Source organism: Mycobacterium sp. 23 (assembly GCF_048287075.1).
GTDB classification, from domain to species: domain Bacteria; phylum Actinomycetota; class Actinomycetes; order Mycobacteriales; family Mycobacteriaceae; genus Mycobacterium; species Mycobacterium gordonae_B.
Genome location: NZ_JBLVUX010000005.1, coordinates 3,084,146 through 3,110,180 on the forward strand (window position 1 = coordinate 3,084,146; position 26,035 = coordinate 3,110,180).

A 26,035-nucleotide genomic window follows, 5' to 3' on the forward strand; every position below is an offset into this window, starting at 1 on the left:
CACAGCATGAAAATTGCGGTAATCGGTTGCGGCGCAATGGGTTCCATCTACGCCGCGAAGCTGGCCGGTGCGGGCAACGACGTGCTGGTCGTCGACCGGCACCAAGCCGGTGTCGACCAGATCGCGCGACACGGGCTGCGCGTCACCGGGCCGGGCTACGACCAGACGGCGCAACTGCGGGCGAGCACCGTCGCACCGAACGAGACCATGGACCTGATCGTGCTGGCCGTCAAGGCTGCTGATGTGACAACCGCTGCGCAGCAGGCACTTCCGATGCTGGGCGAAAACACCCCGGTGCTGAGCATTCAGAACGGCCTCGGCTCCGCGGAGACCGTCGCCGGTATCGTCGGGGACGGCCGGCTCGCCGTCGGCATCGCCAGCGGGTTTGGCGCCGCCCGGGTGGCGCCCGGCCACGTCCATCACAACGCCATGCGCGCCATGCGTTTCGGCGCCTATTCGGCGCTGCCGCAGTCGACGGTCGAGTCGATCGCCCGGGTGTGGGCGGATGCCGGTTTCGACGCCGCGGCGGTGACCGACATCGCCGCCATGCAGTGGGAGAAACTGATCTGCAACGTCGCCTACAGCGCACCGTGCGCACTGACCGGGATGACGGTCGGCGAGGTGATGGACGACCCGGAGATGGGCCCGGTCAGCCGCGCGGCGGCCAGGGAAGCGTGGCGGGTGGCCTTCGCGTCGGACATCAACATCGATGTCCCCGATCCCGTCGAACACGTGCGTGCCTTCGGCGCCGGGATGCCGGACGCGAAGCCCTCGGCCCTACTGGATCACGAAGCGCGCCGAGTCAGCGAGATCGACGTCATCAACGGCGCCGTACCGCGCCAGGGAGCCCGCGTGGGTGTCGACGCACCGGTCAACGCCACCCTGACCGCATTGGTGAAGGCCATCGAAAGACGTTGGGATACAACCTGATTACAGGATCGGCCGGCCGCCGGTGACTGCCACCCGGGCACCGGAGACGTAACTGGCATCGTCGGATGCTAGTAGCACGTACACCGGAGCCAGCTCCGCCGGCTGCCCGGCGCGGCCCAGCGGCACGTCGTCCCCGAACGACTTGACCTTTTCGGGCGGCATGGTTGCGGGGATCAGCGGCGTCCAGACCGGGCCGGGTGCCACACTGTTGACCCGGATCCCCTTGGGTCCCAGCATCTGAGCGAGGCTGGCGGAAAGGTTGGCGATGGCCGCCTTGGTCGCCGCATACGGCGCCAGGGTCGGGTTCGGCGAGTCGGAGTTGACCGACGAGCTCCCGATGATCGAGGAACCCGAACCCATATGCGGCAGCGTAGCTTTGGCGAGATAAAAGTATGCGCCGACGTTAAGCCGGAAGGTGTGGTCCCACTCCTCGTCGGAGATCTCCTCGAGGCTCTCGTGCGTCATCTGGAAGGCGGCGTTGTTGACCAGCACGTCGATGCGGCCGAACTCCGACACCGCCCGGTCCACGACGGCGCGGCAATGCGCCGGGTCGGACAGATCTCCGGGCACCAGCACACACTTGCGGCCCGCGCCCTCGACATGGCGGGCCGTATCCCGCGCGTCCTCGTCCTCGTTCAAATACGCCAGCAACACATCCGCACCCTCGCGGGCGAACGCGATCGCCACGGCACGACCGATCCCGCTGTCACCTCCGGTGATGACTGCGCTTTTGCCGGTCAACTTCGCCGAGCCGGCATAGCTGTTCTCACCGCAGTCTGGGACGGGATCCATCTGCGCCTGAACGCCGGGCATGGGTTGTTGCTGTTCGGCAAATCCCACGAACGATTCCTCTCCTCGATGAGCGCTTACGGCTTTGCTGGATAGCCGTTCACCCCGGCGATAAACCCATGGCGGCCACCCGTTTGACCCGTTGCAGCGCGGGTATCCGCCCGCCGGACGTTCTTCAATCAACAGGAACGGATTCAACGCCGGGACGCGGCATGCCTTCGACGCGTGGCCCCAGGGCCGGCGAACAGTTCACCCGATCGTAGGAGCGTCATTGCTGCGTGTCGCCTCGGTACCGGCATCCCACGTCTACGTGCGCCATCTGGCCGATCCGGACGGTGATTGCGTTGTGCGCCTTGCTGATCCGATACCCGCAGACGGCCGGACGGTACCGGGAGGATGGTGGCCGCCGCTGATGCTGTAACCCGGTTGGGTCAGCGCCAACCACAACCGATTCGACGTGTTCCATGTTCACTTCGGTTTCGACGCGATCGGCCCCGACGCGCTGAGCGAGGTCGTGCGGGAACTCAAGGTGCACGACAAGCCGCTCGTCTACACCGTGCACGATCTGCGCAACCCACACCATCCCGAACCCGAGGATCACGCGGGGCAACAGGAGGTCCTGGTGGCTGCGGCCGTGGAGCTGATCACCTTGACCCCGGGCGCCGCGCAAGCGATCTGCCGGCGCTGGCAACGACACGCGCACGTGCTGCCGCATCCCCACGTGCTCAGCAGAGACCTCATCGAACGCCCACGGAGGGACGATCGCTTCGTCATCGGCGTCCACGCAAAGAGCTTGCGTGCCAACATGGATCCGGTACCTGTCGTCGATGCGCTCGCCGAGATCTCGGCGTCGCTGCCCGGGGCGGTGCTGCAGGTCAACTTCCACGACGAGATCTTCGATCCCGGAAATTACTGGTTTGCGCCTGAGACCGCGATGGCGTTGCTGAAATACGAGCGGTACCGGCACGTCGACGTCCGCGCACACCCCTACTTCTCCGATGACGAACTCTGGGACTACCTGGCAGCACTGACCGTGTCGGTGCTGCCGTACCGGTTCGGCACCCACTCCGGCTGGCTGGAAGCCTGCTTCGACCTAGGAACCGCGGTGGTGGCGCCCAGCTGCGGCTACTACGGGCAGCAGCGTGCCTGCGAGACCTTCGGCTTCGAGGATGGCCGATTCGATGTCGAGTCGCTGGCCACCGCGCTGCACCGATCGTACGAGCGTTGGGCCGCCGGCGATTCCGCCCCCCGCGCGCAATGGGAGCAACGGCTCGATGAGCAACGCACCATCGCCGCGGCGCACCGGGCGATATATCACACGGCCCTGACATGACCGGATACCTGCGGGTGGCACTCATCGCCTCGAACCGGCATCCCATCCGCGAGCCCTTCGCGGGCGGCCTTGAAGCGCACGTGTGGCACCTCTCCCGCGCGCTGGCAGCCCAGGGACATCGGGTATCGCTCTTCGCCGCCGCGGGCTCGGCACCCGGTCCACGATGTCAGCGGCTGGTGGTCCGAGACCTCAGCCTCTCCGAATCGGCGCAGCGCGACGTGTCCATGCCCGCAGCGGATTTCATGGCCGACCACCACGCCTACCTGTCGCTGATGCTCTGGCTTGCCGGACCGGGAGCCGACCAGTTCGACGTCATCCACAATCACAGCCTGCATTACCTTCCGGTGGCGATGGCCCCGATGCTGTCCACGCCGATGCTTACGACTGTGCACACGCCGCCGACGCCCTGGCTGGAGTCGGCCGTCGATGCCTCGGGCGGCGAAGGCACCCGCTTCAGCGCCGTCTCGGAGCACACCGCGGCCGCCTGGCGGCAGGTGGCGGGCACGATCGCAGTGGTGCGCAACGGTGTGGACACCGCGCTGTGGCCACTGGGGCCGGGTGGACCCGACCTGGTGTGGTTCGGCCGCATCACTCCGGAAAAGGCGCCCCACTTGGCAATTGCAGCGGCACTGCAGGCCGGCCGCGCACTGGTCCTTGCCGGGCCGGTTTCCGATGAGCGCTACTTCGCCGAGCAGATATCCCCACGGTTACGCGACGACATCCGCTATGCGGGACATCTCGATCAGGTCCGGCTGGCCCGCCTGGTCGGAGCGTCCTGCGCAGCGCTTGTCACCCCGACGTGGGACGAGCCGTATGGATTGGTTGTCGCCGAGGCGATGTCGTGCGGCACACCCGTGGTCGCCTTCGCCCGCGGCGGCATCCCGGAGCTTGTCGACGGCACCGCCGGGCGGCTGGTGCCCGGCGGCGACGTCGCCGGCATGGCCTCCGCCATCCCCACCGCCGTTCGGCTCCCGCGAAATCTCGTGCGTGATAACGCGATACGCCGCTGCTCGGCCGAGGCGATGCTCACCGCCTATTCCGGCTTGTACCGGCAGATGGCCGACGATGTGACGGACAGGACAGATGATCGGTTACTACATTCACCACCACGGCTTCGGACACCTGGCGCGCGCCACCACCGTCTGCGCACAGATGCGGCGGCCGGTGACAGCGTTGACTTCACTGGATGTCCCTGACTCCCATCCGTTTTCGGGGGTGGTCAGACTGCCTCGTGACGATCAGGGGCCACACGCCGCCGAACCCACCGCGCACGGTGCGCTGCACTGGGCACCCCATCACGACGCGGGCCTGAGCACCCGGATGAGCCAGATCGCGGACTGGGTTCGGAATACCGAACCGGAAGCTTTCGTCGTCGACGTGTCGGTGGAAGTCGCGCTGTTCGTTCGACTACTGGGCATACCGGTGATAGTGGTGGCATTGCCCGGCAAGCGGATCGACGCGCCGCATCTCCTGGTGCACCGCATCGCCGATCACATCGTGGCGGCCTGGCCGAAGGCAGTGTGTGTGCCCACGTGGCTGCGCCAGTACGACCACAAAACCAGCTACGTCGGGGGTGTCAGCCGATTCGAGGGCAGGAGTCGCGCCGACCGGGAGCCCGGCGACGGCGACAAGGTACTCGTGCTGAGCGGCTCGGACGGCGCCTTCGGCGCCGAGGTTACGCGCTGTGCCGCAGCTGATTCCGGGTCGACTTCGAGGTCGAGGTGGACGACGCTGGGCGGTGCCGGTTCGTGGCGGGATGATCCGTGGGCGCAGATCTGCGCTGCGGATGTCGTTGTCACGCACGCCGGACAAGGCTGCATCGCGGACGTGGCTGCGGCGCAACGTCCCGCGGTCGTCATCCCGCAGCCGCGCCCGTTCGGTGAACAGGCCGCGACCGCGTTGATGCTCCGGCGGCATCAGCTGGCCGTCGTCGCCCAGGACTGGCCGGATCGGCGCGCCTGGCCGGCTCTACTTGCCCATGCCCGCGAGTTGGACCCACAGCAATGGCGACGATGGGCTGTGGCCGGAGCCGCCCGACGCGCCGCCGAGGCGATCGAAACGACCGCGCGGTTGTGCTGGGGAGGCGCATCGTGAAGACGGCGGTCATCACCACCGTGCACGGGCGACGCACCCACCTGGTCCGCCAACTCGATGGTCTGGCGCGGGGCACCCGGTTGCCCGACCTGCATATCGTGGTTGCACTCGGTGACCCATCGGTGGCCGGTGCGGTAGCCGGGCACCAACCTTCGGTGCTGCACGTTCCGGCGTCGCGACCACTGCCGGTAGCCCTCGGGCGGAACCTGGGGGCGGCCGCCGCGCTGCGAAAGTCGGTGGAGTTGTTGGTGTTTCTGGACGTCGACTGCATTCCGGGTGTCGACCTGATCGAGCGCTACCACACCGTGGCCCGTCAGGCCGCACATCGCGACGCGCTGCTGTGCGGTCCGGTCACCTACCTGCCGCCGGCCGGTCCGGACGGCTACATCCTGTCCGAACTGCCGATCGATCCGCATCCCGCCCGGCCCGCGCCGGAGCCGGGCACCGTCATCCGCACGACGGAATACGCCTTGTTCTGGTCGTTGTCTTTTGCCGTCCGCGCCGCGACATGGCGCCGCATCGGCGGCTTCTGCGCGGAATACCGCGGCTACGGCGGCGAGGATACCGACTTCGCGCAATGCGCGGCGGCGCGGGACGTTTCCATGCTCTGGGTCGGCGGAGCGCACGCGTTCCATCAGCACCACCCGGTGGACGACCCCCCGGTCGGTCATCTCGAGGACATCGTGCGTAATGCCGAGGTCTTCCACCGGCGCTGGGGTTGGTGGCCCATGGAAGGCTGGCTGGCCTCCTTCGAGTCCGCGGGACTCATCTATCGCGAGGCTGGTGGGCGTCCCGTACGGACGCAGATCACTTAGACGACCGGGTCAGGTCGGTGGTGGCCGGACCCTCCAGCAGCGTCCCGTCCGGTGCGAACCGCGACGCATGCAGCGGGCACTCCCACGCCTTGTCCGCGTCGTTCCAGTTCACGATTCCGCCCAGGTGGGTGCACACGGGCGACACCACGTGCTCGACTCCGTCGACGACGCATCGCGCCTGCAGGTCCCACGGTGGCCCGCTGACCACACCGCCCTCGTCCGGCTTGGGGTCACGCCGCCCGATTCGGGTAGCCGGAGTGACCCAGCCGCGGGCCAGGTTGAACCCGACCTCCATGTTGGCGCTCAGTGCCGTCGTCACTCCGGACAATTCGTGCGGGCTCCAGCTCGCGAACGCGCCCGCCCAGTCCATCCGGCCACCCAGGATGCGGCTGGACAGCGCCAGGGCGGCGGCTGGGCCATTGGTCATCCCCCATTTGTTGAAACCCGTTGCAACAAAGATTTTTTCGTTGTTGGGGAGGATCGGTCCCACATACGGCAACTGATCGATGGGGGTGTAGTCCTGCGCCGACCAGTAATGCGTCTGCTCGGCGCCGGGAAAGTGCTTGCGTGTCCACTCGTCGAGCTCGGCCAGCGCGATCGACGGGCTCTTCTTACGACCCACCGTATGACCCGCACCGCCGACGATCAGCAGTTCGCCGTCGTCGGTCGGGGCGTAGCGGACGGAACGCGTCGGCGAGTCGGTCGAGATCATCATCGCCCGTGTGATCGGGCCGGGCACCCGGTAGGCCATGCAGTAGGAGCGGCTCGGTTTCAGCCTGGCGAAGTACCCACCGCGATCGAGAATCGGGATGCCCGTCGCGAGCACCAGTTGCCGCGCGAACACCTCGGTGTCTGCTTCGGTGCCCTCGTCGGTCTGCTCTCCGCTACCGGTATGGACGTGCAGCCGCAGGCCGTCACCGCTGCCGGCAACTTTGCGGACCCGCGCGCCCTCGACCAGCCTGCCGCCGCGGTCCAGCAGCTCGACGACCAGGCTGTCCAAAAATGGGACAGGATCGAACTGCGCCTGATCGGGCAGCCGCACCCCGCCATGAAACGAGAACGGAACGTCGGCACGGTCGTCCCAGGTAACCGGAAGCCCGACGGCACCGCACGCCAACCACTCCGCGCGCGCCGAGGGCACTCCCCGCGCCGATTGCGCATAGGTGTACGCGGCTTCCCGCTGCACGTCGATTCCGTGAGTGTCGCAATGGTGCAACACCCACTCCATCCCCTCCCGGTTGCCCTCGACGTAGGCCCGGGCGGTGCTTCGGCCATGCCGCGCAAGGATTTTGCTCAGGTGGGTGCTCTGCAGCAGGCTGAGCTTCGCGGTCGTGTTGCCGCTCGCTCCGGCCCCCACCGTACGGGCCTCCAGAACCAGCACGTCCTTACCCGCGCGTGCGAGCAGCACCGCTGTTATCAAGCCGGTGATACCGGCTCCGACCACGACCACGTCGGCAGATCCCCCGGCGGTCCCGGATGTTCTGTCTGACCACGGCGTTGCGCCCCGGTCGTCCAACCACAGTGACACCATGGCATACGAAGTACCCAGACACCCTGGAACGAAACGGTCGGCGGATCGCCATCGTCGCGTTAGCCAGCGAGACGTTATTTCGCAGCGCGGCACTATTTTTCGCTGTCCGCCGATTTTGCGTTGCCGAGGTTTTGCCACCGAATGCCCGGGTACCAGTGCACCGCGACGCCGGAGTCATTCAAGGCGTCGTCCGACGAACTAGATCAAACTGGTTCGAATCCGTTTCTGGCCGTTAGCGGCCGAAAGGAGTACCCCATGCGTAAGACAGTTGCAGTCTGCTGCACAACCGCCGCACTCACCCTCGGTGGGGCAGGCGTAGCGAACGCGTCCGTCGACCACGCCCCGGCGCCGTCGTCGACGACCACCACGCTGGCCGACACCGACAACAACACGCACGAGAGTGACAACACCGGCCTGTGGGGTCTCGCCGGCCTCCTGGGTCTGGCCGGACTGGCCGGACTGAAGCGTCGCAACAACACCGACGCCGCCATCCAGCCGGCCGTCACCCGCCAGCCCCCGGCGTAACGCCGTGGTTGACCGCCCCCGGCAGCGCCCTGCGCTGGTGGGGGCGTTCTACTTTTCCGCAACCGCGGTCGAATCGCTCTGCACCGCTTGGCTTTCCACCGCCGCGTCGTTTCACCGGAGCGCACGCGGGTACCCGCAGCTGATTGCTCTACACGAAAGGCGATCATATGGAAGCATTGACATTTCTCCGCCAAGACCACAAGAGCGTGCTGGGCATGCTGGAAGTGCTGGACGGGGCACCCGAATCCGACGGCGCGCAGCTGAGTGGCCTTGAGACGATGGTGAATAACCTCATCATCTCCGAGTCCCAGCACGAGGCGGTCGAGGAGCAGTTCTTCTGGCCGGCGGTACGCCGCGTCGTGCCAGGCGGCGACGAGCTGGCCGACCAGGCGATTGCGCAGGAAGAGGCCGGTAAAAAGCTCCTGCAACGCCTGGAAGACGGCGCGCCGGGCGATCCGGACTACCACGAGGCGCTCAGGGAGTTCGTCCAGGCCGGCCGCGAGCACATCATGTTCGAGCAGGATGTGGTGTGGCCGCGTTTCTCCGCGGCCGTCGATCAGCAGGAACTCGAGCAGCTCGGCTCAAAGCTGGAAACCGCGAAAAAGGTTGCGGCGACCCGTCCGCATCCGAACACACCATCCGATTCGTTGACGCAGAAGACGATGGGCATGGGCGCGGCCGTGCTTGACCACGTCCGTGACGCGGTCAGCGGCCGCGCGGCCGACAACCCGCCGGATCCCCAGATGCACTGAGCCGCAGCACCGAAAAGCCTGGCGCCCCCGCGGACGCCAGGCTTTTCCGTCCGTCCACGGCTGGCTCAGGTGGTCGGCGTCCGCTGTTCGTGTGTGAAGGGTTTGTCGCTCGGAACCGCGGGCGAGCCTTCAGGATTGGTGGCTGCACCGGTGTTCTGCCGAAGGGCGCTGCCCAGCCATTCGGTGGTCGGCTCTTCCACGTACTGCCATTCGGTGCCCTGCGGCCACGGACCCTGTCCCTGGTTCCACGGGCCACGCACTGAGCCTTTGCCGTTGGACATGTTGAAGGCCACGTTCTGGAACCGTTCGTCGCCGGCCAGCGTGCCGGGCGGAAAGTTCACCGGAAGGTCGTTGAGGGCGGCGGTGAACTGCTGGTAGTGCGCGACCTCCCGAGTCATCAGGAATGTCAGGGTTTCCTGAACACCAGGGTCGTCGGTGAACTGCTTCAGGTACTCGTAGACGACCTTGGCGCGCGACTCGGCGGCCAGGTTGTTCCGGAGGTCGACCGTGGGGTCGCCGTTGGCGTCGATGAACGCCCCGGTCCAGTTGTTGCCCGCGGAATCCTTGGCATCCGGCCCGCCACCGCTGAGCACCAGGAACATCGGATTGACGGCAACCTGGTGGATGGCCTGCTCACGGCCATCCCGGCTGGCCACCAACGGCATCCAATCGCAGCGGTCGTTGGCCAGCTTGAGATCGTCGTTCAAACCGTCCAGCAGCATGGTGATCATCGACCCGACCATCTCCAGGTGACTCAGTTCCTCCGTGGCGATATCCATGAAGAGGTCGTACATCTTGGGGTTCTTCTCCCGCAGCACGAAGGCTTGAATGAAGTACTGCAGCGCGGCGGTCAGTTCGCCGTTGGCACCTCCGAACTGCTCCATCAACAGCGAGGCGAACCGGGGGTCCGGTTGGCTGACACGCACCTCGAACTGTAAATCCTTGTTGTGAATGAACATATTTCTCCCAGGGCTGTTGCGTATGTGTCTCGGCCCGATCTGGCCGGTTACCCGCGCATCAGTGGTCCAAACTGTCTACTTCAGCCCTGTCCACCAATTCGACTGCGCTGCAGCCCGTTACGACGAAAGTGAAGCGTGAGGAAGTAGACCGCGACCACCACGACCCAGGACAGCAGACTCAGCGACAACTGGCTTCGGGTGGCCCGATCGAAGCCCATCTGCACAAGAACCGCAACGATTCCCGCCGCCGTCAGGATCGAAAGCACTGGGAACAGCCACATCTTGACCCGTAGCTGCTCCGCGGATGTCCGCCGCCGCAGGATGATCTGCGATACCGCGATGAGCAGGTAGACGAACAGGATCACGGCACCGGAAGAGTTGAGCAGGAACAGAAAAACGGTATTGGGCGACAGCCAGGCCATCAGCACACAGAGAAAGCCCACCAGCGAAGAACACACGATCGCGGTCGCCGGCACACCGCGACTGCTGAGTCTGACCAGTCGCTCAGGTGCCTCATGGCGCCCGGCCAGCACGAACAGCATCCGAGATGCGGTGTAAAGACCCGAGTTCAGACACGACAGCACCGCGGTGAGCACCACCGCGTTCATGATCTGGTCTGCGCCGGGCAGACCCATGTGCCGCAGGGCCGCCACGTACGGGGAGGCACCGAGTTCCACTGAGTTCCACGGCATGATGACCACCAACAGCAGGACCGACCCGACGAAGAAGATGACGATGCGGGCGACCACCGACCTGGTCGCTTTGGCGATCGCGCGTGCGGGATCGCGGCTCTCCGCGGCGGCAATGGTGACGACTTCGGCCCCTACCATGGAAAAGATCACCACCACAATGGCGGCGAAGACCGCCGCCACTCCCTTGGGAAAGAAGCCGCCATGGGAGGTCAGGTTGGAGAAATCCAGGTGACGGCCGGGCAGCAGACCGAAAACGAATGCCGCACCCACCCCCAGGAAGATCACGATCGTCGCGACTTTGATTCCGGCGAACCAGAATTCGAACTCTCCGAAGGAGGACACCGAGAACAGGTTGGTGGCCGTCATCAGCACCATCAGGCACAACGCGGACAGCCATAACGGCGCCGGGAACCAGTAGTTGAGCACCTTGCCGCCGGCGACCGCCTCAAACCCGACGACGATGACCCAGAAGTACCAGTACAACCAGCCGACGGAGAATCCGGCCCAACCCCCCAGCGCGGTTGCGGCATAGTCGGCGAACGACCCGGTCGACGGATTCGCCGCCGCCATCTCACCCAGCATCCGCATCACCAGGACGATCAGCAGCCCGCAGATCGCGTAGGTCAGGAATGCGGCGGGACCGGTTTCTCTGATCACCACGCCGGAGCCGACGAACAGTCCGGCGCCGATCACCCCGCCGATGGCGATCATGCTGAGCTGGCGCTGCGAAAGTCCTTGCTTCAGCGTGGCTTTTTCGTGTTCCCGGTCATCCCGGTCGTCCCGCATCACCGGACGCTAGCAGTTCGGCGTGTATCACGCCGTCGTTACGAGTCCCTTGCGATACGGCGTGGCAGGGGCGTCAAACCGCCTTCAGCGCGGCATTATTGACGATCGTGGCCGACCTGACCCGCCGCTCGGTGCTGCGCATGGGTGCCGGCGCCAGTGCCGGTGCGGCCGGCGTCTGGGCGCTGAGCGCCCTGCTCGACCCACTCACCACTCTGGCCGCGCCCTCGGCGCCCGCCCCGTTCGACCCGCCGACCGCGGGCAAGACGCTGCCCACCAAACTCACCGGCTCTTTCGTCTCGGCCGCCCGGGGCGGCATCAAGACCAACTGGGTCATCGCCATGCCGCCCGGCCAGACCAAGATGCTGAGACCGGTCATCGCACTGCACGGCAAGGACGGCGACGCGAACATGATGCTGGACTGCGGCGTGGAGGACGCGCTCGCCCAGTTGGTCAGCGAAGGCAAGCCGCCGTTCGCCGTGGTGGGCGTGGACGGCGGTCCGGACAGCTACTGGCACCGGCGGGCCAACGGCGAGGACTCCGGCACCATGGTGCTCGAAGAGCTGTTGCCGATGCTGGCGTCGATGGGCATGGACACCTCACGTGTGGGATTCCTGGGCTGGTCGATGGGCGGCTACGGCGCGCTGCTGCTGGGCGCCCGGCTGGGACCGGCCCGCACCGCGGGCATCTGCGCGATCAGTCCGGCCCTGTACATGTCCTATATCGGCAGCGCGCCCGGGGCCTTCGACAGCATCGACGACTGGAACCGCAACACCGTGTTCGGCCTACCGGTGCTGAATTCCATTCCCATCCGGGTCGACTGCGGGATCGGCGACCGGTTCTTCTTCGCATCCAGCCAATTCGTCAGCCAACTGAAGAAGAAGCCGGCCGGCACGTTCTCGCCGGGCGGGCACGACGTCGACTACTGGCGTGCACAGTTGCCCGGTGAACTCGCTTGGATGGCGACCTAACTCGTGACTCAGCAGGACCGCGCCCCGTTCCGTCCGGACATCGAGGGGCTACGCGCCGTCGCGGTCGTCGCCGTCGTTCTGTATCACGCCGGCATTCCCGGCATCGCCGGCGGCTACATCGGTGTGGACGTCTTCTTCGTCATCTCCGGGTTCCTGATCACCGGGCTGCTGTGGCGTGAGGTGCAAGCCACCGAAACCGTTGCACTCGGCCGTTTCTACGCCGCCCGCGCGCGCCGCCTACTACCGGCAGCCGCGACCGTCGGGGTCGTCACGGCTGTTGTCGCGGCGGCGGTGCTGCCGCCGTTGCAGGCGCGGCGGGTGTTCATGGACGGCATCGCCAGCATGCTCTACGTCGGGAACTACCGGTTCGCCGTGCAGAACACCGACTACATGATCTCCGACCTCCCCCCGTCGCCGTTTCAGCACTACTGGTCTCTCGGTGTGGAGGAGCAGTTTTACCTGGTGTGGCCGGCCCTGATCATCGGCACGGCGTATCTGGCCCGGCGTATCGCCCGCGGCGACACACCGCGTAAGGCGCCGCACCTCGTAGTCGTGACACTCGTCGGCGCGGCGTCACTGGCGGCGGCGGTGGTCTGGACCCACACCTCGCCACCCTGGGCCTTCTTCTCACTGCCCACCCGGGCCTGGGAACTGGCCGCCGGCGGTCTGGTGGCCCTGACGATCAACCAGTGGAAGCGACTGCCCCTGCTTCCCGCGACAGTGGCGGGGTGGGGCGGCCTGACGCTGATCCTGCTGACCTGCACCCAGCTGGGCCCCCACACCCCCTACCCCGGCACCTCGGCGCTGCTCCCGGTGCTGGGCACCGCCCTGGTGATCGGCGCGGGTTGCGTCACCGGCGGCATGGGCGTCGGGCGGGTGCTCTGCCCGCCGGCGATGCGGGCGATCGGGCGGGTCTCCTACTCGTGGTACCTGTGGCACTGGCCGGTCCTGCTGCTCCTGCCACCAATGCTGGGCGATCCCGGTGGGTTGCCGGGGCGCCTCGCGGCGACGACGGTGTCCGCCGGCCTGGCCGTGATCACGATGCACGCCGTCGAGAACCCCGGCCGCTTCGCCGCGGGGCTGCGCCGTTCGGCGAAGGCGAGTCTGGCGGTCGCCGGCGCAGCCAGCGGCGTCGCCGCATGCGCGTGCGCGGTTCTGCTGACGGCGGTGCCTGCCCCGGTGGGACACGGGTCGGCCGCCCCGCAGGCCAGAATCGTCGCGCTGCCGCCCGCACCCGACCCGCAGCTCAGTCCGCAGGAAGCCGCGGTCCGGCAGGCGTTCACTCAGGCGCGGGAGATGCTGGTAGCGGCGGCCGGACAGCGGGCCGTGCCGTCCAACCTGAATCCGTCCCTGGCGGCGGCGCCGGCCGACAAGGCGGCGGTGTTCGTCAACGGCTGCATGCGATCCTGGCGCGATGTCGGTCAGAGCGAATGCGCTTCGGTGAAAGGCGACGCGAACCCACCCACCACCGTCGCGCTGATCGGCGACTCGCACGCGGCGATGTGGGATCCGGCCCTACAGCAGATCGCCGAGCAGCGGCACTGGCGGCTGGAGACCATGGCCAAGGTCACCTGCCCGTTCCTGGACATCCCGATCGTCAGCCCCTACCTGGGCCGCAAATACACCGAATGCGAGCAATGGCGCGCAGAGATCGTGAGCCGGCTTGCGGCCGAACGACCGCGACTGGTGGTGCTGAGCATGAGTCGGCGCTATCACGCCGACTTCAGCTTCGCCTCGTATGACCCCGCGTGGATCGACGCGCTGGCCACGGTGGTGGCGCAGCTGCGCGGCATGGGCTCGCGGGTTCTGGTGCTCGGTCCGGTGGCCGACCCGCAGGCGCCGGCTCCGACATGCCTGTCGGCGCACCTGGACGACGCCGGCGCCTGCGCACCGGCGCGGTCGGTGGCGGCCAACGGCGACGGCATCGCTGCCGAACAGCGGGTGACCACCGCGGCCGGCGGCTCCTATGCCGACCTGACCGACTTGTTCTGCAGCCCGCAGCGCTGCCCGTTGATCGTCGGAAACACCCTGGTGTTCCGCGACGACAACCACGTGACAACCGAGTACGCGCAGCTCCTGGCGCCCGTCATCGGCGCATTGGCCGACCAAGCCATAACAAATGGATGACACGACGGCGGATTATCAGCGAATGAACCATGCGATGACCGCGAACGTGATACCAATAGAAGGGTTTTGGAGGTTTTGAAATGAGTCCGATGCTGGTGGTCCTGCTCTCAGCAGCCGCGCCGGTCGCCGGGCTTGGTCTATTGCAATTGCAAGCGCGCCTTGAACGTTGGGATTACGAGAGGCACGCAGAAGACTGAAGCCGCGGCGGCGCAACTCAATACGTCCCGGTAGCGAGGGTTCACTCGTCTCACCTCGACTTACCGGGACAGTTGCCAGCGAATCAGCGGCACCATCTTCTCCGCCATGTACTCGTGCCCCGCGTCGTTCGGGTGCACTCCGTCGGATCCGATCAGGTCCGGTCGGTCCACGAACCAGCGGTCCCCGATCGGGTCGACGAAATCCGCTTGCGCGGCCCATGCGGCTCCGGCCAGTACATCCCGAATCACCAGCACCGGCAGCGGCACATCTGCCGTCGGCCACGGCGGGCCGACCACCAGGAACCGCGCCGACGGCGCAAGCCGGCGGGCCAGAGTGAACGTGGCGTGGACACGCTGGGCGAGCAGTACCGGGTCGACGTCCTGGTCGTTGCGGGAACCGAAGAACACCACCAGTACGTCTTCGGGTTTCACCACCTTGGCTGTCAGGTCCTGGAAGATGCTGCCGTGGTCGCCGATCGCCCCATATCCGGCTCTCCCCTCGGCGGCCACCTCACTGGCGATACGCAGGCCGGGCACGGTGAGCGACCGCCAGGTCCGGGCGGTCCACGAATTGGCTCCCAGCCCGCCTTCGTTGGTACCGGTGGTGTACGAATCACCGATCACGGCGACGGGTTTGAGCCGCAGGTCCAGCGTTAGGGCCCGGTACGGCCGCGCCTGCGCGGAGTCGACAAGGCCGGAAGAAGCCACAGCCACCAGCACGACGATGCTGATGGCGAAGGTGGCCAGCCGAGTCACTGCAACCTCCTGGAACGGACCTATCTGAAATCCTACGAGGGACCCAACCGAACCATCGTCAACTCGCTTGTGGCCCCGGCGTTTCGGGGCGCCCACCTCACACCGCCCGCGAGGAAACCTCGGACAGCGCGCCGTCGATCGGATGCCGTTTGGTGATGGGTGAGTCATCGGGCTGGGTGCCCGCCGGCGCGGCTCTGGCGCCGATCATCCTGCGCATCCACCGGCGGGCCGGCTCTTCGACGAAGTGATACATGAGGCTCGAGAGCAGCAGTGCGATCAGGATGAGCCCGATGACATTCCACTTCCACGGGTTGTCCTGCGGCGTGAGCTCGAACTGCAGCACCGCCCATCCCCAGGTCGTGTGCACCAGCTCATGAACCATGTACAGGCAGAACGAGATCTCCCCGCCGTAGACCATCAGCCGCGTCGAGAGCACCCACGGCAGGCTGCCCAGACCGATCGCCAGCGTGATCACCAGTGGCACGAACAGCACGTCCACCACTCCGCCGCTGTCCACGACGCCGCTGATCGGGTGCGCGTCGAACCAGTAGAGGATGCCGACCATCGCGACGACGAGAAGCAGCGAGAGGTATCCGGCGATGTGCCGCGCCCGGGTGCTCAGCCGCAACCTGCGCACCGCGGCGCAAGCCAGCGCGCCGGCGATGAACTGGGTGACGATGCGCGGCAGCCAGCTCCACGGCGTATAGAAGTAGCCGCTGGCCAACAGCAACACCACCGGCGGTAGGCAGGCCGCAAAGGCCAGCACCATCAGGCTGCGCGCCCGGGTGGTGCGCTCCAACCGCAGAATGACCAGCACGATGAGGCCGAACAGCAGATAGGCCAGCCATTCCGCGCTGATCGACCAGGCCGGCCCGTCCCAGCTGGTGTTGTCGAAGAACGGTTCGAACCACAACTGGACCAGCAGGACCTGGCGCACGTAGCTGATCGCGGTGAGATCCCTGACCTCAGGTAACGGCACGTGCCCGACGTGCAGGCTGAGGATGACGATCAACGCGGCCAGGTGCATGGTCAGCAGGTACACCGGCCATACTCTGGCCAGCCGAAGCCACAGGAAGTGCACGGTGGCGCGCGTCGACCATTCCCCGCCCATGCGGTCGAGGTAGTTCCAGGTCAGCACGAACCCGCTGAGGATGAAGAACAGGTCGACTCCCTGGGCGCCGCAATTGAGCACCGGCGCCAGGTTCTCCCGGAATTCCGGCGACACATCGGTCAGCATCGGCCGGAAGTGGAACAGCACCACCCACAGCGCCGCGATGATGCGCAGCCCGGTCAGGGCCTTGATCTCCCCGCGGATCTCGGCCTTCATCTCTACGCTGCGCACGAGGTTCTTTCCGCCTGGACTCTTGCTGTCTGCTCTTTGTCGCGTCAACCTGCCCCCCGACTAGCAACCGGCAGCCTAACAGCGACGGCGCTGGGACGGTCGACGTGGAGCTTCTTAGCAAAGAGTTAGTCGCGGCTACCAGTCCCCTTAGGTTTAGCGGGCACTTTAGAGTGCAGGGTTCGGTCGACCCACTAGTCGGCTCGCCAGGGGAAATGGGGCTCTTTGATGACTACCGCGATCACGAGCGTTTCGAGCACCGCAGACTGTAACGGCGCCCAGATCCGTGCCCACTGCCGGCACCTGGCCACCGTGGTGACCATCCGTGGCGAGATCGACGCCTTCAACGTCGACCAGGTTGGCGAGCACGTGCGGCGTTTCGTCCTGCGCGACAATCCCGTGGTGCTCGACCTGAGTGCGGTCAACCACTTCTCGTCTGCCGGAATCGCGCTGTTCTGCGTGCTCGACGAGGAATGCCGCGCCGCCGGCGTTGAGTGGATGATCGTCGCCAACCCGGTCGTCAACGCGCTGCTGGGCGACAGCAGTGATCCCGCCGAAGCCCTGTTCCCGGTGACACGTTCGGTTCACGAGGCGCTGCGCTACCTGGCCGACGACATCAACTGGCGCCGCCAGTTGGTTCTGCCGCTGGTCAAGAAGTCTGCTTAGCCCGCCTGAGCCTGATCACGCCGAGCACGGCGAAGATTCCGGCGGCCGTCGCCAACAACAGCGTCAGCACTAGCTGCTGCGGGTCGTAGACCACCGACATGGTGGGTGGCTGTCCGTCGACCACCGGCGCGACCGCGATGGTCGAGCGAGTCTGCAACCAGCTGAACCCGGTCGCCACCAATGCGGCGGCGGCCAGCGCCAACTCCACGACGGCGCGGGCGCTCACAGGATCGACTCGTTGTCGTCGTCGCCGAACGCGTCCATCTCGTCGGCGACCTCGGCGACATACGGGCCCATCCGGCGCTCCACCAACGGGGTCAGGGCGTCGCGCAAGTGCCGATGACGGCGCGCCCAGGCCTGCGCGGTGCGCCCGCCGGTCAGCTTCAGGCCGATCCCGTAGCGCCCGCGCGGGACGCCGATGAGTTCCCCGAGCGCGCGCGCCGACTGCCACCTGGCGAGCGGCTTGTCGGACTTCACCGAGTTCTCGGCCTCGGGGAACACCTTCACGATCTCGCGCACCAGGATGGTCTCGGTGCCCTGGCGCAGCGCGTCTTCTGTCAGCTCGACCGAGGTGTGAATCCGCGCCGCCTTGACCTGCAACGCCACGAACGCGGACACCAGGACCAGGAATACCGAGGGCACCAGGAACGAAATCGGAACATGGTTGACGTGCTGGATGTAGATCAGTGACACAGCGGACAACGGGCCTGCCAACACCCAGTACCAACTGGCGCCGGATTCGTAGAACAGACGCTTGTCCGACGGCTGGTCCTCGTCTGCAGATCCCATGTGCGCCTCCGTCACGCAAGCCACCCCGCCGCGTCGGCGGCCCAGTAAGTCAGCACGAAATCCGCCCCCGCACGCCGGATACTGGTCAACGACTCCAATGCCGCGGCACGTTCGTCGAGCCAATTGTTGGCCGCCGCCGCACAAATCATCGCGTACTCGCCCGAAACTTGATAGGCCGCCACCGGAACCGAGGAGATGTCGGCCGCGGCCGCCAGTATGTCCAGATACCCCAGCGCGGGCTTGACCATCACGATGTCAGCGCCTTCGTCAAGATCCAGCCGAACCTCGCGTAACGCCTCGCGGGCGTTGCCCGGCTCCTGCTGATAGGTGCGCCGGTCACCGGACAGGCTGGAGGCCACCGCTTCGCGGAACGGACCGTAGAACGCCGAAGCGAACTTGGCGGCATAGGCGAGAATGGCGACGTCGGAATGACCAGCCGCGTCCAGACCGTCGCGGATCGCACCCACCTGGCCGTCCATCATGCCGCTGGGACCCACCACGTGCGCGCCCGACTCCGCTTGCGCGACAGCAAGATCCACGTATCGAGCCAGGGTGGCGTCGTTGTCGACCCGGCCCCGCTCGTCGACCACTCCGCAGTGCCCGTGGTCGGTGAACTCGTCCAGGCAGGTGTCGGCCATCAGGACAGTGGCATCGCCGAGATCCTTTGAGAGATCGCGCAAGGCCACGTTGAGGATGCCGTCGGGATCTGTGCCGGCCGAGCCGGCCGGATCCTTGTCCTGCTCCCGCGGTACACCGAAGATCATCAGTCCACCGACGCCGGCGGTGACCGCGTCGGCGGCCGCGCTGCGCAGCGAATCGCGGGTGTGTTGCACGACGCCCGGCATCGAGCCGATGGCCCTGGGTCCGTCGATACCGTCAGCAACGAACATCGGCAGCACCAAATGCCTTGGTTCCAAGGATGTTTGGGCCACCAGTCGGCGCAGGGCCGGGGTGGAGCGGAGCCGGCGTGGCCGCTGCCTCATTCCTGTCCGGTGACTCTGCGTCGAGGGCGGAGGTTACTCGCACGTTTGCGCCACTGACGCGGAGTCAACGCGCGGTGAGTCATCGCCGGCGGCTCTTCTTGCGCGGCGGCGGCAACGCGCCTTCGGCGCGCAACCGGGCGGCGTGTTCGGCCAGCGCGTCGACCAGCGGACCCACCGCGGCGGTCTCCGGCTGGACATCCACCCGCAAGCCGAATTCCGCTGCGGTCTCCGCGGTCTTGGGCCCGATGCAGGCGATGATGGTCCGGGCGTGCGGCTTGCCGGCGATGCCGACCAGATTGCGCACCGTGGAGCTGGAGGTGAAGCACACCGCGTCGAAGCCACCCGTCTTGATCATCTCCCGGGTGGACGCCGGCGGCGGGGCGGCCCGCACGGTCCGGTAGGCGGTGACGTCCTCGATCTCCCAGCCACGCTCACGCAGGCCCTCGGCCAGCGTCTCGGTGGCGATGTCCGCGCGCGGCAGCAGCACCCGGTTCACCGGGTCGAAAATGCTGTCGTAGGGCGGGAATTCGTCCAGCAGGCCCATCGACGACTGCTCGCCGGACGGCACCAGCTCCGGGCTGATCCCGAAGGCCCGGACGCGGTCTGCCGTTGCCTCGCCGACGCAGGCGATCTTCACCCCGGAGAACGCACGGGCGTCCAGACCGAATTCGCCGAACTTCTCCCACACCGCGCGCACCGCGTTCGTGGAGGTGAACACCACCCACTGGAACCGGCCGTCCACCAAACCCTTGACCGCGCGTTCCATCTGCGCGGGGCTGCGCGGCGGCTCGACGGCGATGGTCGGCACCTCGATCGGCAGCGCGCCGTAGGACGTCAGCCGCTCGCTCATCTCACCGGCCTGGTCTTTGGTGCGCGGCACCAAGACGGTCCAGCCGTACAGCGCCCGGCTCTCCCACCAGTTCAGCTTCGCCCGGCTGGCGACCGTCTTGCCGATGGTGACCACCAGCGGGCCGGTCAACGGACCGGCCGGGTCGGTTCCACCGCCCAGGACGGCGGGGTCGGTCAGGCCCTGCAGCGTGGTCTCCACCGAACGCTGCTGACAGGTGGTGCCCTGAGCGGTCACCACGCAGGGCGTGCTGTCGGACAGCTCGTGGTCGATCAGGGTGCGTGCGGCGTCGGCCAGGTGCGACGCCGTGGCCTGCAGGATCAGCGGCCCGGGTGCGGCGGCGAGCGCCTCCCAGTCGACGTCACCGCGCACGTCGGCGACGGTGTGCGAGGAACCCAGCGGCAGCCCGGCGTAGGTCGGGACCGCGCTGCTGGCGGCCAGGCCGGGCACGATCTCGACATGCAGGTGCGCGCGGGCGACGGCGTTCACCTCGGTAATCACCGCGTCCACCGACAGCGGGTCGCCGGCCACCAGACGCACGACGTCGACGCCCGAGCGGGCCTCTGCCGTCAGCGTTTTGGCGACCTCGGCGGGATCGCCGAGTGCGGGACGGACGTCGGGGCCTTCCGAAATCACCGCGGCAGCGGTCTCCGGGCTCGACGAACCGGCAGCGGTATCGGAGCTGGCCGGCGCGGACTCAGCGGGCGCCGGACCGGAGACCGGCGGCAGATCCTTTCCGATCAGCGCCAGCACCGCCTCGGGCACGTCGGGGTCGGTGAACACCAACGCCGCATTCGCCAGCACCGTGGCAGCCCGGGTGGTCAGTAGACCGGGGTCGCCTGGACCGGAGCCCACAAACGTGATCCGGCCCGGTGTCGGCTTACGCCCTCGCGTCATCGTTGTCGCTCCCAAGTCTCTTTCAACTTCCTCGAACGGGGTCTTCCCGCGCTCCCCATATCAACTCTGCGGCGCCCAGTTCGAACAACTCCGCGGCAACCGAGAGGCCCAACTCCCGTGCCCGATCGGAGGTGCCGATCCCGGACGCGCGGATCACGTCGGATCCGTCGAGTGCCGCCACGCAGCCGCGCAACGACAGCTCTTCGAAGACCCGCCCCTCCTCATCGATGGACTCGACCACTTCCGCGATCGCGCCCACCGGTGCCGAGCAACCGGCCTCCAGTTCGGCGAGCAGAGCACGCTCCGCGGTGACCGCCGCACGTGTGTCGGCGTCGTCCAGTTCCGCCAACACCGCCGCCAGGCGACTGTCGTCGGCCCGGCATTCGACGGCGAGAGCGCCCTGAGCAGGTGCTGGCAACATCTGCACCGGCTCTAGCGTCTCGGTGACGTCGTCGAGCCGACCCAGTCGGGCCAACCCGGCCCGGGCCACCACCACGGCGTCAAGATCACCACTGCTTACCCTGTTCAACCTGGTATCTAGGTTGCCTCGTAGGGGGCGGATTTCCAAACCGAGACCCAATGCTCTAAGCTGTGCGGCCCGCCGCGGCGAGGAGGTTCCCACCAGCGAACCGGCCGGCAACTCCCCGAGCACCAACCCATCGCGGGCGACCAGCGCGTCGCGGGGGTCGTTGCGTCGCGGTATGGCCGCAATGGTGAACCGGGGGTCGGCCGCGGTGGGCAAATCCTTGTGCGAGTGCACAGCCGCGTCGACGCGGCCCTGGGCCATCGCCTCCCGGATCGCGGTGGTGAAGACGCCCACCCCGAGTTCTTCGATCGGGGCCGAGGACCGGTCGCCCACTGTGCTGATCGTCACCAACTCGGCGGGATGGCCGTTGGCGATCAGAGCGTCCCTGACGGTCGCGGCCTGAGTGGTGGCCAGCAGACTGCCCCGAGTGCCTATCCGGATCACGTGTGCCAATCGGTCACTCGGCCGAAGGATTGTCGAATTCCGTTGCCAGGGCTTGTAATTCACCAGGAGCCGCCACGGCGGCTACGGAATTTATCGCGGTCTGTTCCAGCTCGAAAAGCTCGCGCAGCGCCTCGGCGTAGCTGTCGCCGCCCGGCGCACTGGCCAGCTGCTTGATCCGCACCGTGGGGGCGTGCAACAGCTTGTCGACCACTCGTCGCACCGTGCGGGCCACCTCTTCGCGCTCGGCGGAGTCCAGGCCGGGCAGCCGGTTGTCCAGGCGCAACAGCTCCGCCTCGACAACGTCGGCGGCGCGCTGACGCAGCGCGGTGACGGTCGGGGTGACCTCGGCCATCCGTTGTCCGGTCAGGTAGGCGGCGACTTCGGCGGCGACGATGTGACGGGCCGCATCGACGTCGGCGGCCGCCGCGTGCGCCGATGGTTCGTGCTGCACCCGGTCCACGTCGACCACCAGCACACCGGGCAGCCCGGCCACCGCCGGGTCGACGTCGCGCGGCATGCCTAGGTCGCAGATGATCAGGGGTTTCGCGGCCTCGTCCCGCGGGGCGCTGACCAGTCCGTGATGGACGTCGGCCAGCGACACGACCGGGCTGACCGCGCCGGTGCTGCTGACCACCACGTCGGCGTCGGCCAGCGCCTCAGCCAGCCGGTCCAGCGTCAGCGCCTGGGCCGGGATGCCCGACGCCTCGATCCGGTCCGCCAGCCGGGCGGCCCGGGCCAATGACCGGTTCAACACCTGCACACGGCCGATACCGGCGCGGGTCAGGTGGGCGGCCGCAAGGGCGCCCATCGCCCCGGCGCCGACCACCACGGCGGTCTTGCCGTCCAGCGAGCCCAGCTTGCGCTCGGCGATGTCGAGCGCCACCGAGACCACCGAGGCGCCGGCGGCGTCGATCGCGGTTTCGGAGTGCACCCGCTTGCCCACCGAGAGCGCGCGCTGCGCGAGCTCGTGCAACACCCGGCCGACCGCACTGTTGGCCTCGGCAGAGGCATAGGCGCGGCGGACCTGCCCGAGCACCTGCTGTTCGCCGACCACCGCCGAATCCAGGCCGCTGGCCACGGCGAACAGGTGCTCGACGGCGGCCTCGCTGTAGCGGACGTAGGCGTGCTTGGTCAGATCGCCCATCGGCAGACCCGAATATTCGGCGAGCACCTGCCCGATCACCGACAGGCCGCCGTGGAATGCCTCGACGACGGCGTAGACCTCGACACGGTTGCACGTCGACAGCACCATGGCTTCGCTGACCAGCGGCGACTGGAGCACGGAGTCGACGATCTTGATCTGATCGGACTCGTCGATACTGAGTTGTTCCAGCACGGAGACAGGCGCACTGCGGTGCGAAACCCCGAAGAGCAGGATGCTCACGGCAGCATCACCTGGCCCGCTCCCTTGCAGCGTCGGAAAGTGAACTACTACCTACGGTAGACGGTTGTCAGGTGGGCTACCAAATATTCAGCGCTCACGGCCGCCGGATGGCGAGGTCGGCGCGCAAGCGCGGCTCGTCGACCTCCCAGTAGCTGTGCTCCCGGCCGTCGAGCAGCACCACCGGCAGTCGATCGCCGAATTCGGCCCGCAGCTGCGGATTCCCGCCCGCCGCGGCTGTGTCGACATCAGTGCTGACCAAGTCGAAGTCGAGCTCAACGGCCAGTTCGGTCAGCTGCGCGTGCACCCGGTCACAGATCGCGCAACCGGCGCGCGTCAGCAGTTGCACCTGCGGTCGGCTGGCGGACGTGACCATGGCCACCAGTCTGGCATTCGCCCGGGTCCGGGCGGATGGGGGCGGATAGGGTTGGTGTCGGCTCGGCAGCTAGCAGCGACTTGGAGGTTCGGCTCATGTCTTCCATGGCTTCCTCTGGACCGGTGAGCGGTCGCGTCGACCTGGAGGCGCTGGCCGCCGACGCCAGTGCCGAACGGGCGCTGGACGATCTGCGCGCGACCCCCGAAAGCGAGCGCCCGCAGCCGCCCGTCGACCTGACCGCTGCCGCGTTCTTCGACGTAGACAACACGCTGGTGCAGGGTTCCTCCGCCGTGCACTTCGGCCGGGGGCTGGCCGCCCGGGACTACTTCACCTACCGGGATGTACTCGGATTCGTTTACGCGCAGGCCAAGTTCCAGATTCTCGGCAAGGAGAACAGCGACGACGTCGCAGCCGGGCGGCGCAAGGCGCTGGCCTTCATCGAGGGCCGGTCCGTCGACGAACTGGTACGGCTGGGCGACGAAATCTACGACGAGATCATCGCCGACAAGATCTGGCCCGGCACCCGCGAACTCACTCAGATGCACCTCGACGCCGGCCAGCAGGTGTGGTTGATCACCGCCACGCCCTACGAGCTGGCGGCGACCATCGCCCGGCGGCTGGGCCTGACCGGCGCGCTGGGCACGGTGGCCGAATCCGTCGACGGCATCTTCACCGGCCGCCTGGTCGGCGACATCCTGCACGGCACCGGCAAGGCCCACGCCGTGCGTTCGCTGGCGATCCGGGAGGGGCTCAACCTCAAGCGCTGCACCGCCTATTCCGACAGTTTCAACGACGTGCCCATGCTGTCCCTGGTGGGCACCGCGGTCGCGATCAACCCGGACGCCCGCCTGCGCAGCCTGGCCCGCGAGCGGGGATGGGAGATCCGTGACTTCCGCACCGCGCGCAAGGCCGCTCGCATCGGCGTGCCGTCCGCTCTGGCGCTGGGAGCGGCGGGCGGCGCGCTGGCGGCTTTGGCGTCCCGGCGCCAATCCCGCTGATAGGCTGCGCCGCTGAGCTAACTCTTCGATCGGAAAGCAGCGTCATGACAGTTCCCCAGGGAGCCGAAGGAATCATCGGTAAGCACTACCGGCAGGAAGACCACTTCGTGGTCGGACGCGAAAAGATCCGCGAATTCGCCCTTTCGGTCAAAGACGAAAACCCGATCCACCACGACGAAGCCGTCGCCGCCGAGGCCGGCTACGACACGCTGCCCGCCCCACTGACGTTCCTGGCCATCGCCGGACGACGCGTCCAGCTGGAGATCTTCACGAAGTTCAGCATCCCGATCAACATCGCCCGGGTCATGCACCGCGACCAGAAATTCAAGTTCCACCGCCCGATCGTGGTCGGTGACGAGTTGCACTTCGACACGTATCTGGACTCGGTGATCCAGTCGCACGGCACCGTCCTGGCCGAAATACGCAGCGAAGTGACTGACGGCGAAGGACAGCCCGTGATCACCAGCGTTGTCACCATGCTGGGCGAAGCGGCGCAGCACGACGCCGACACCGAGGCCACGGTGGCTGCAATTGCATCCATCGGATAGCGGCCGGTAGCGTCGGATTAATGACAGAAGGCACCCAGCTGCAGCCGCCGGTCGAGGCGGTGCAGTCGCACTACGACCGTTCCAACGAATTCTTCAAGCTGTGGCTCGACCCGTCGATGACCTACAGCTGCGCCTACTTCGATGAGAACCCGAACATCGACGAGCCGCAGACCAAGACGCTCGAAGAGGCACAGTTCGCCAAGCGCAAGCTGGCGCTGGACAAGCTGAACCTCGAGCCCGGCATGACGCTGCTCGACATCGGCAGTGGCTGGGGTTCGACCATGCGCCACGCCGTCGAGCACTACGACGTCAACGTCATCGGCCTGACGCTCAGCGAGAACCAGCTCGCCCACTGCCAGCAGAAGTTCGACGAGATGGACAGCCCACGCCGCAAAGAGGTCCGGCTGCAGGGCTGGGAGCTGTTCGACGAGCCCGTCGACCGCATCGTCTCGCTGGGCGCGTTCGAGCACTTCGCCGACGGGGCCGGCGACGCCGGTTACGAGCGGTACGCCACCTTCTTCAAGAAGTACTACAGCTTGCTGCCCGACGACGGCCGGTTCCTGCTGCACTCCATCGTGGTGCCCACCGCCGAAGAGGGCAGGGCGATGGGGCTCAAGACGACGATGACGCTGCTGCGCTTCATCAGCTTCATCCTGCGGGAGATCTACCCCGGCGGAAAGTTGCCGCAGGTCGAGCAGGTCGACCGTTACTCGACCGAGGCCGGGTTCAAGATCGAGCGCCACCACTTCATCGGCAAGAACTACGTCCCCACCTTGAACACCTGGGCCGACGCCCTGGAAGCGAACAAAGAGAAGGCGATCGAGCTCAAGGGCGAGCAGGAGTACGAGACGTTCATGAAGTACCTGCGCGGCTGCTCGGACCTGTTCCGCGACGGCTACACCAACGTGTGCCAGTTCACCCTGGTCAAGTAGCCCCTGTTCACTGCGCAAGCAACGCAAAAGCCCCGATTTCCCAAGGAAATCGGGG

Annotated in this window: 25 protein-coding genes and 1 pseudogene; 13 read left to right on the forward strand and 13 right to left on the reverse strand. The window is 67.1% G+C overall.

From position 1 onward, the window contains the following. The first annotated feature begins 6 nt into the window (after positions 1-6). A complete protein-coding gene (locus ACNQS7_RS15555; protein ID WP_418013222.1) occupies positions 7-930 on the forward strand; it encodes a ketopantoate reductase family protein in 924 nt (307 codons plus the stop codon). On the opposite strand, the gene ACNQS7_RS15560 is transcribed toward ACNQS7_RS15555, so the two are convergent. Then, positions 931-1,770, reverse strand: coding sequence for a glucose 1-dehydrogenase (locus tag ACNQS7_RS15560; protein ID WP_418013224.1), 840 nt, complete (start codon positions 1,768-1,770; stop codon positions 931-933). Between the two features lie 220 nt (positions 1,771-1,990). Here ACNQS7_RS15560 and ACNQS7_RS15565 point away from each other — a divergent pair. From ACNQS7_RS15565 to ACNQS7_RS15580, 4 genes and pseudogenes are all read left to right on the forward strand, one after another. Then, positions 1,991-3,052 (forward strand): annotated as a pseudogene (locus ACNQS7_RS15565) (glycosyltransferase family 1 protein). Beyond that, on the forward strand, positions 3,049-4,248 hold the full coding sequence (locus ACNQS7_RS15570) for a glycosyltransferase family 4 protein (protein ID WP_418013225.1): 1,200 nt from the start codon (positions 3,049-3,051) through the stop codon (positions 4,246-4,248). Before ACNQS7_RS15565 ends, ACNQS7_RS15570 begins: the two are co-directional and overlap by 4 nt. After that, on the forward strand, positions 4,136-5,146 hold the full coding sequence (locus ACNQS7_RS15575) for a glycosyltransferase (RefSeq protein ID WP_418013226.1): 1,011 nt from the start codon (positions 4,136-4,138) through the stop codon (positions 5,144-5,146). The genes ACNQS7_RS15570 and ACNQS7_RS15575 overlap by 113 nt, the downstream gene beginning before the upstream one ends. Beyond that, positions 5,143-5,961, forward strand: coding sequence for a glycosyltransferase family 2 protein (locus ACNQS7_RS15580; protein ID WP_418013228.1), 819 nt, complete (start codon positions 5,143-5,145; stop codon positions 5,959-5,961). Before ACNQS7_RS15575 ends, ACNQS7_RS15580 begins: the two co-directional genes overlap by 4 nt. On the opposite strand, the gene ACNQS7_RS15585 is transcribed toward ACNQS7_RS15580, so the two are convergent. Beyond that, entirely contained in the window at positions 5,954-7,492 is a 1,539-nt protein-coding gene (locus ACNQS7_RS15585) for an FAD-dependent oxidoreductase (protein ID WP_418013229.1), read from the reverse strand. The two genes, ACNQS7_RS15580 and ACNQS7_RS15585, sit on opposite strands and share 8 nt — an antisense overlap. A gap of 255 nt (positions 7,493-7,747) precedes the next feature. Between ACNQS7_RS15585 and ACNQS7_RS15590 the strand changes: the two genes are divergently transcribed. Continuing rightward, entirely contained in the window at positions 7,748-8,017 is a 270-nt protein-coding gene (locus ACNQS7_RS15590) for a WGxxGxxG family protein (RefSeq protein WP_418013230.1), read from the forward strand. A gap of 167 nt (positions 8,018-8,184) precedes the next feature. Further along, complete coding sequence (locus tag ACNQS7_RS15595; protein ID WP_418013231.1) at positions 8,185-8,769, forward strand: hemerythrin domain-containing protein; 585 nt, start codon at positions 8,185-8,187, stop codon at positions 8,767-8,769. Between the two features lie 65 nt (positions 8,770-8,834). Here ACNQS7_RS15595 and ACNQS7_RS15600 read toward each other — a convergent pair whose 3' ends face one another. Together ACNQS7_RS15600 and ACNQS7_RS15605 are read right to left on the reverse strand one after the other, a co-directional pair. Then, complete coding sequence (locus ACNQS7_RS15600; protein WP_418013232.1) at positions 8,835-9,728, reverse strand: manganese catalase family protein; 894 nt, start codon at positions 9,726-9,728, stop codon at positions 8,835-8,837. An 80-nt stretch (positions 9,729-9,808) separates the two neighbouring features. Next, on the reverse strand, positions 9,809-11,206 hold the full coding sequence (locus ACNQS7_RS15605) for an amino acid permease (RefSeq protein WP_418013233.1): 1,398 nt from the start codon (positions 11,204-11,206) through the stop codon (positions 9,809-9,811). Positions 11,207-11,346: 140 nt separating this feature from the next. Here ACNQS7_RS15605 and ACNQS7_RS15610 point away from each other — a divergent pair, with 140 nt between their 5' ends. Together ACNQS7_RS15610 and ACNQS7_RS15615 are read left to right on the forward strand one after the other, a co-directional pair. After that, positions 11,347-12,174, forward strand: coding sequence for an alpha/beta hydrolase (locus ACNQS7_RS15610; protein ID WP_418016008.1), 828 nt, complete (start codon positions 11,347-11,349; stop codon positions 12,172-12,174). Between the two features lie 3 nt (positions 12,175-12,177). Then, positions 12,178-14,301, forward strand: coding sequence for an acyltransferase family protein (locus ACNQS7_RS15615; protein ID WP_418013235.1), 2,124 nt, complete (start codon positions 12,178-12,180; stop codon positions 14,299-14,301). A gap of 257 nt (positions 14,302-14,558) precedes the next feature. Here the strand turns inward: ACNQS7_RS15615 and ACNQS7_RS15620 are convergent, their stop codons facing one another. Further along, complete coding sequence (locus ACNQS7_RS15620) at positions 14,559-15,254, reverse strand: Rv0518 family GDSL lipase (protein ID WP_418013236.1); 696 nt, start codon at positions 15,252-15,254, stop codon at positions 14,559-14,561. Between the two features lie 97 nt (positions 15,255-15,351). Beyond that, positions 15,352-16,581: an acyltransferase family protein gene (locus tag ACNQS7_RS15625; protein ID WP_418016009.1), complete on the reverse strand. Its 1,230-nt coding sequence runs from the start codon at positions 16,579-16,581 to the stop codon at positions 15,352-15,354. 240 nt (positions 16,582-16,821) lie between these two features. Between ACNQS7_RS15625 and ACNQS7_RS15630 the strand changes: the two genes are divergently transcribed. Beyond that, positions 16,822-17,259, forward strand: coding sequence for an STAS domain-containing protein (locus tag ACNQS7_RS15630; RefSeq protein ID WP_418013237.1), 438 nt, complete (start codon positions 16,822-16,824; stop codon positions 17,257-17,259). Here the strand turns inward: ACNQS7_RS15630 and ACNQS7_RS15635 are convergent. From ACNQS7_RS15635 to ACNQS7_RS15665, 7 genes are all read right to left on the reverse strand, one after another. Beyond that, positions 17,243-17,485 (reverse strand): hypothetical protein, encoded by a 243-nt coding sequence (locus tag ACNQS7_RS15635; protein WP_418013238.1) that lies wholly within the window; start codon positions 17,483-17,485, stop codon positions 17,243-17,245. The two genes, ACNQS7_RS15630 and ACNQS7_RS15635, sit on opposite strands and share 17 nt — an antisense overlap. Beyond that, complete coding sequence (locus ACNQS7_RS15640) at positions 17,482-18,048, reverse strand: DUF3093 domain-containing protein (RefSeq protein WP_418013239.1); 567 nt, start codon at positions 18,046-18,048, stop codon at positions 17,482-17,484. The genes ACNQS7_RS15635 and ACNQS7_RS15640 overlap by 4 nt, the downstream gene beginning before the upstream one ends. Before the next feature lie 11 nt (positions 18,049-18,059). Further along, entirely contained in the window at positions 18,060-19,031 is a 972-nt protein-coding gene (gene hemB / locus ACNQS7_RS15645; RefSeq protein WP_418013240.1) for a porphobilinogen synthase, read from the reverse strand. Between the two features lie 79 nt (positions 19,032-19,110). Further along, the gene (locus ACNQS7_RS15650; RefSeq protein WP_310781543.1) at positions 19,111-20,775 is read right to left on the reverse strand and encodes a bifunctional uroporphyrinogen-III C-methyltransferase/uroporphyrinogen-III synthase; all 1,665 of its coding nucleotides are present in this window, start codon (positions 20,773-20,775) and stop codon (positions 19,111-19,113) included. A 22-nt stretch (positions 20,776-20,797) separates the two neighbouring features. Continuing rightward, positions 20,798-21,745: a hydroxymethylbilane synthase gene (gene hemC / locus ACNQS7_RS15655; protein ID WP_418016010.1), complete on the reverse strand. Its 948-nt coding sequence runs from the start codon at positions 21,743-21,745 to the stop codon at positions 20,798-20,800. A 13-nt stretch (positions 21,746-21,758) separates the two neighbouring features. Next, complete coding sequence (locus ACNQS7_RS15660; RefSeq protein WP_418013241.1) at positions 21,759-23,129, reverse strand: glutamyl-tRNA reductase; 1,371 nt, start codon at positions 23,127-23,129, stop codon at positions 21,759-21,761. A 94-nt stretch (positions 23,130-23,223) separates the two neighbouring features. Further along, complete coding sequence (locus ACNQS7_RS15665; protein WP_418013242.1) at positions 23,224-23,502, reverse strand: glutaredoxin family protein; 279 nt, start codon at positions 23,500-23,502, stop codon at positions 23,224-23,226. A 104-nt stretch (positions 23,503-23,606) separates the two neighbouring features. On the opposite strand from ACNQS7_RS15665, the gene ACNQS7_RS15670 reads away from it, so the two are divergent. From ACNQS7_RS15670 to ACNQS7_RS15680, 3 genes are read left to right on the forward strand one after another with little or no spacing between them, the layout of a single operon-like run. Further along, entirely contained in the window at positions 23,607-24,500 is an 894-nt protein-coding gene (locus ACNQS7_RS15670; RefSeq protein WP_418016011.1) for an HAD family hydrolase, read from the forward strand. A 44-nt stretch (positions 24,501-24,544) separates the two neighbouring features. After that, positions 24,545-25,048: an FAS1-like dehydratase domain-containing protein gene (locus ACNQS7_RS15675; protein WP_418013243.1), complete on the forward strand. Its 504-nt coding sequence runs from the start codon at positions 24,545-24,547 to the stop codon at positions 25,046-25,048. Positions 25,049-25,068: 20 nt separating this feature from the next. Further along, entirely contained in the window at positions 25,069-25,980 is a 912-nt protein-coding gene (locus ACNQS7_RS15680) for a cyclopropane mycolic acid synthase family methyltransferase (protein ID WP_310781537.1), read from the forward strand. Positions 25,981-26,035: the final 55 nt, after the last annotated feature.

Bases quoted from the DNA above. Each gene is read 5' to 3' on its own strand.
- ACNQS7_RS15630 (WP_418013237.1), top strand. From the start codon at position 16,822: ATGACTACCGCGATCACGAGCGTTTCGAGCACCGCAGACTGTAACGGC.
- ACNQS7_RS15650 (WP_310781543.1), bottom strand. From the start codon at position 20,775: ATGACGCGAGGGCGTAAGCCGACACCGGGCCGGATCACGTTTGTGGGC.
- ACNQS7_RS15600 (WP_418013232.1), bottom strand. From the start codon at position 9,728: ATGTTCATTCACAACAAGGATTTACAGTTCGAGGTGCGTGTCAGCCAA.
- ACNQS7_RS15590 (WP_418013230.1), top strand. From the start codon at position 7,748: ATGCGTAAGACAGTTGCAGTCTGCTGCACAACCGCCGCACTCACCCTC.
- ACNQS7_RS15640 (WP_418013239.1), bottom strand. From the start codon at position 18,048: ATGGGATCTGCAGACGAGGACCAGCCGTCGGACAAGCGTCTGTTCTAC.
- ACNQS7_RS15625 (WP_418016009.1), bottom strand. From the start codon at position 16,581: ATGAAGGCCGAGATCCGCGGGGAGATCAAGGCCCTGACCGGGCTGCGC.
- ACNQS7_RS15610 (WP_418016008.1), top strand. From the start codon at position 11,347: ATGGGTGCCGGCGCCAGTGCCGGTGCGGCCGGCGTCTGGGCGCTGAGC.
- ACNQS7_RS15605 (WP_418013233.1), bottom strand. From the start codon at position 11,206: ATGCGGGACGACCGGGATGACCGGGAACACGAAAAAGCCACGCTGAAG.
- ACNQS7_RS15670 (WP_418016011.1), top strand. From the start codon at position 23,607: ATGGCTTCCTCTGGACCGGTGAGCGGTCGCGTCGACCTGGAGGCGCTG.
- ACNQS7_RS15570 (WP_418013225.1), top strand. From the start codon at position 3,049: ATGACCGGATACCTGCGGGTGGCACTCATCGCCTCGAACCGGCATCCC.
- hemB (WP_418013240.1), bottom strand. From the start codon at position 19,031: ATGAGGCAGCGGCCACGCCGGCTCCGCTCCACCCCGGCCCTGCGCCGA.
- ACNQS7_RS15575 (WP_418013226.1), top strand. From the start codon at position 4,136: ATGATCGGTTACTACATTCACCACCACGGCTTCGGACACCTGGCGCGC.
- ACNQS7_RS15680 (WP_310781537.1), top strand. From the start codon at position 25,069: ATGACAGAAGGCACCCAGCTGCAGCCGCCGGTCGAGGCGGTGCAGTCG.
- ACNQS7_RS15675 (WP_418013243.1), top strand. From the start codon at position 24,545: ATGACAGTTCCCCAGGGAGCCGAAGGAATCATCGGTAAGCACTACCGG.
- ACNQS7_RS15595 (WP_418013231.1), top strand. From the start codon at position 8,185: ATGGAAGCATTGACATTTCTCCGCCAAGACCACAAGAGCGTGCTGGGC.
- ACNQS7_RS15665 (WP_418013242.1), bottom strand. From the start codon at position 23,502: ATGGTCACGTCCGCCAGCCGACCGCAGGTGCAACTGCTGACGCGCGCC.
- ACNQS7_RS15585 (WP_418013229.1), bottom strand. From the start codon at position 7,492: ATGGTGTCACTGTGGTTGGACGACCGGGGCGCAACGCCGTGGTCAGAC.
- ACNQS7_RS15555 (WP_418013222.1), top strand. From the start codon at position 7: ATGAAAATTGCGGTAATCGGTTGCGGCGCAATGGGTTCCATCTACGCC.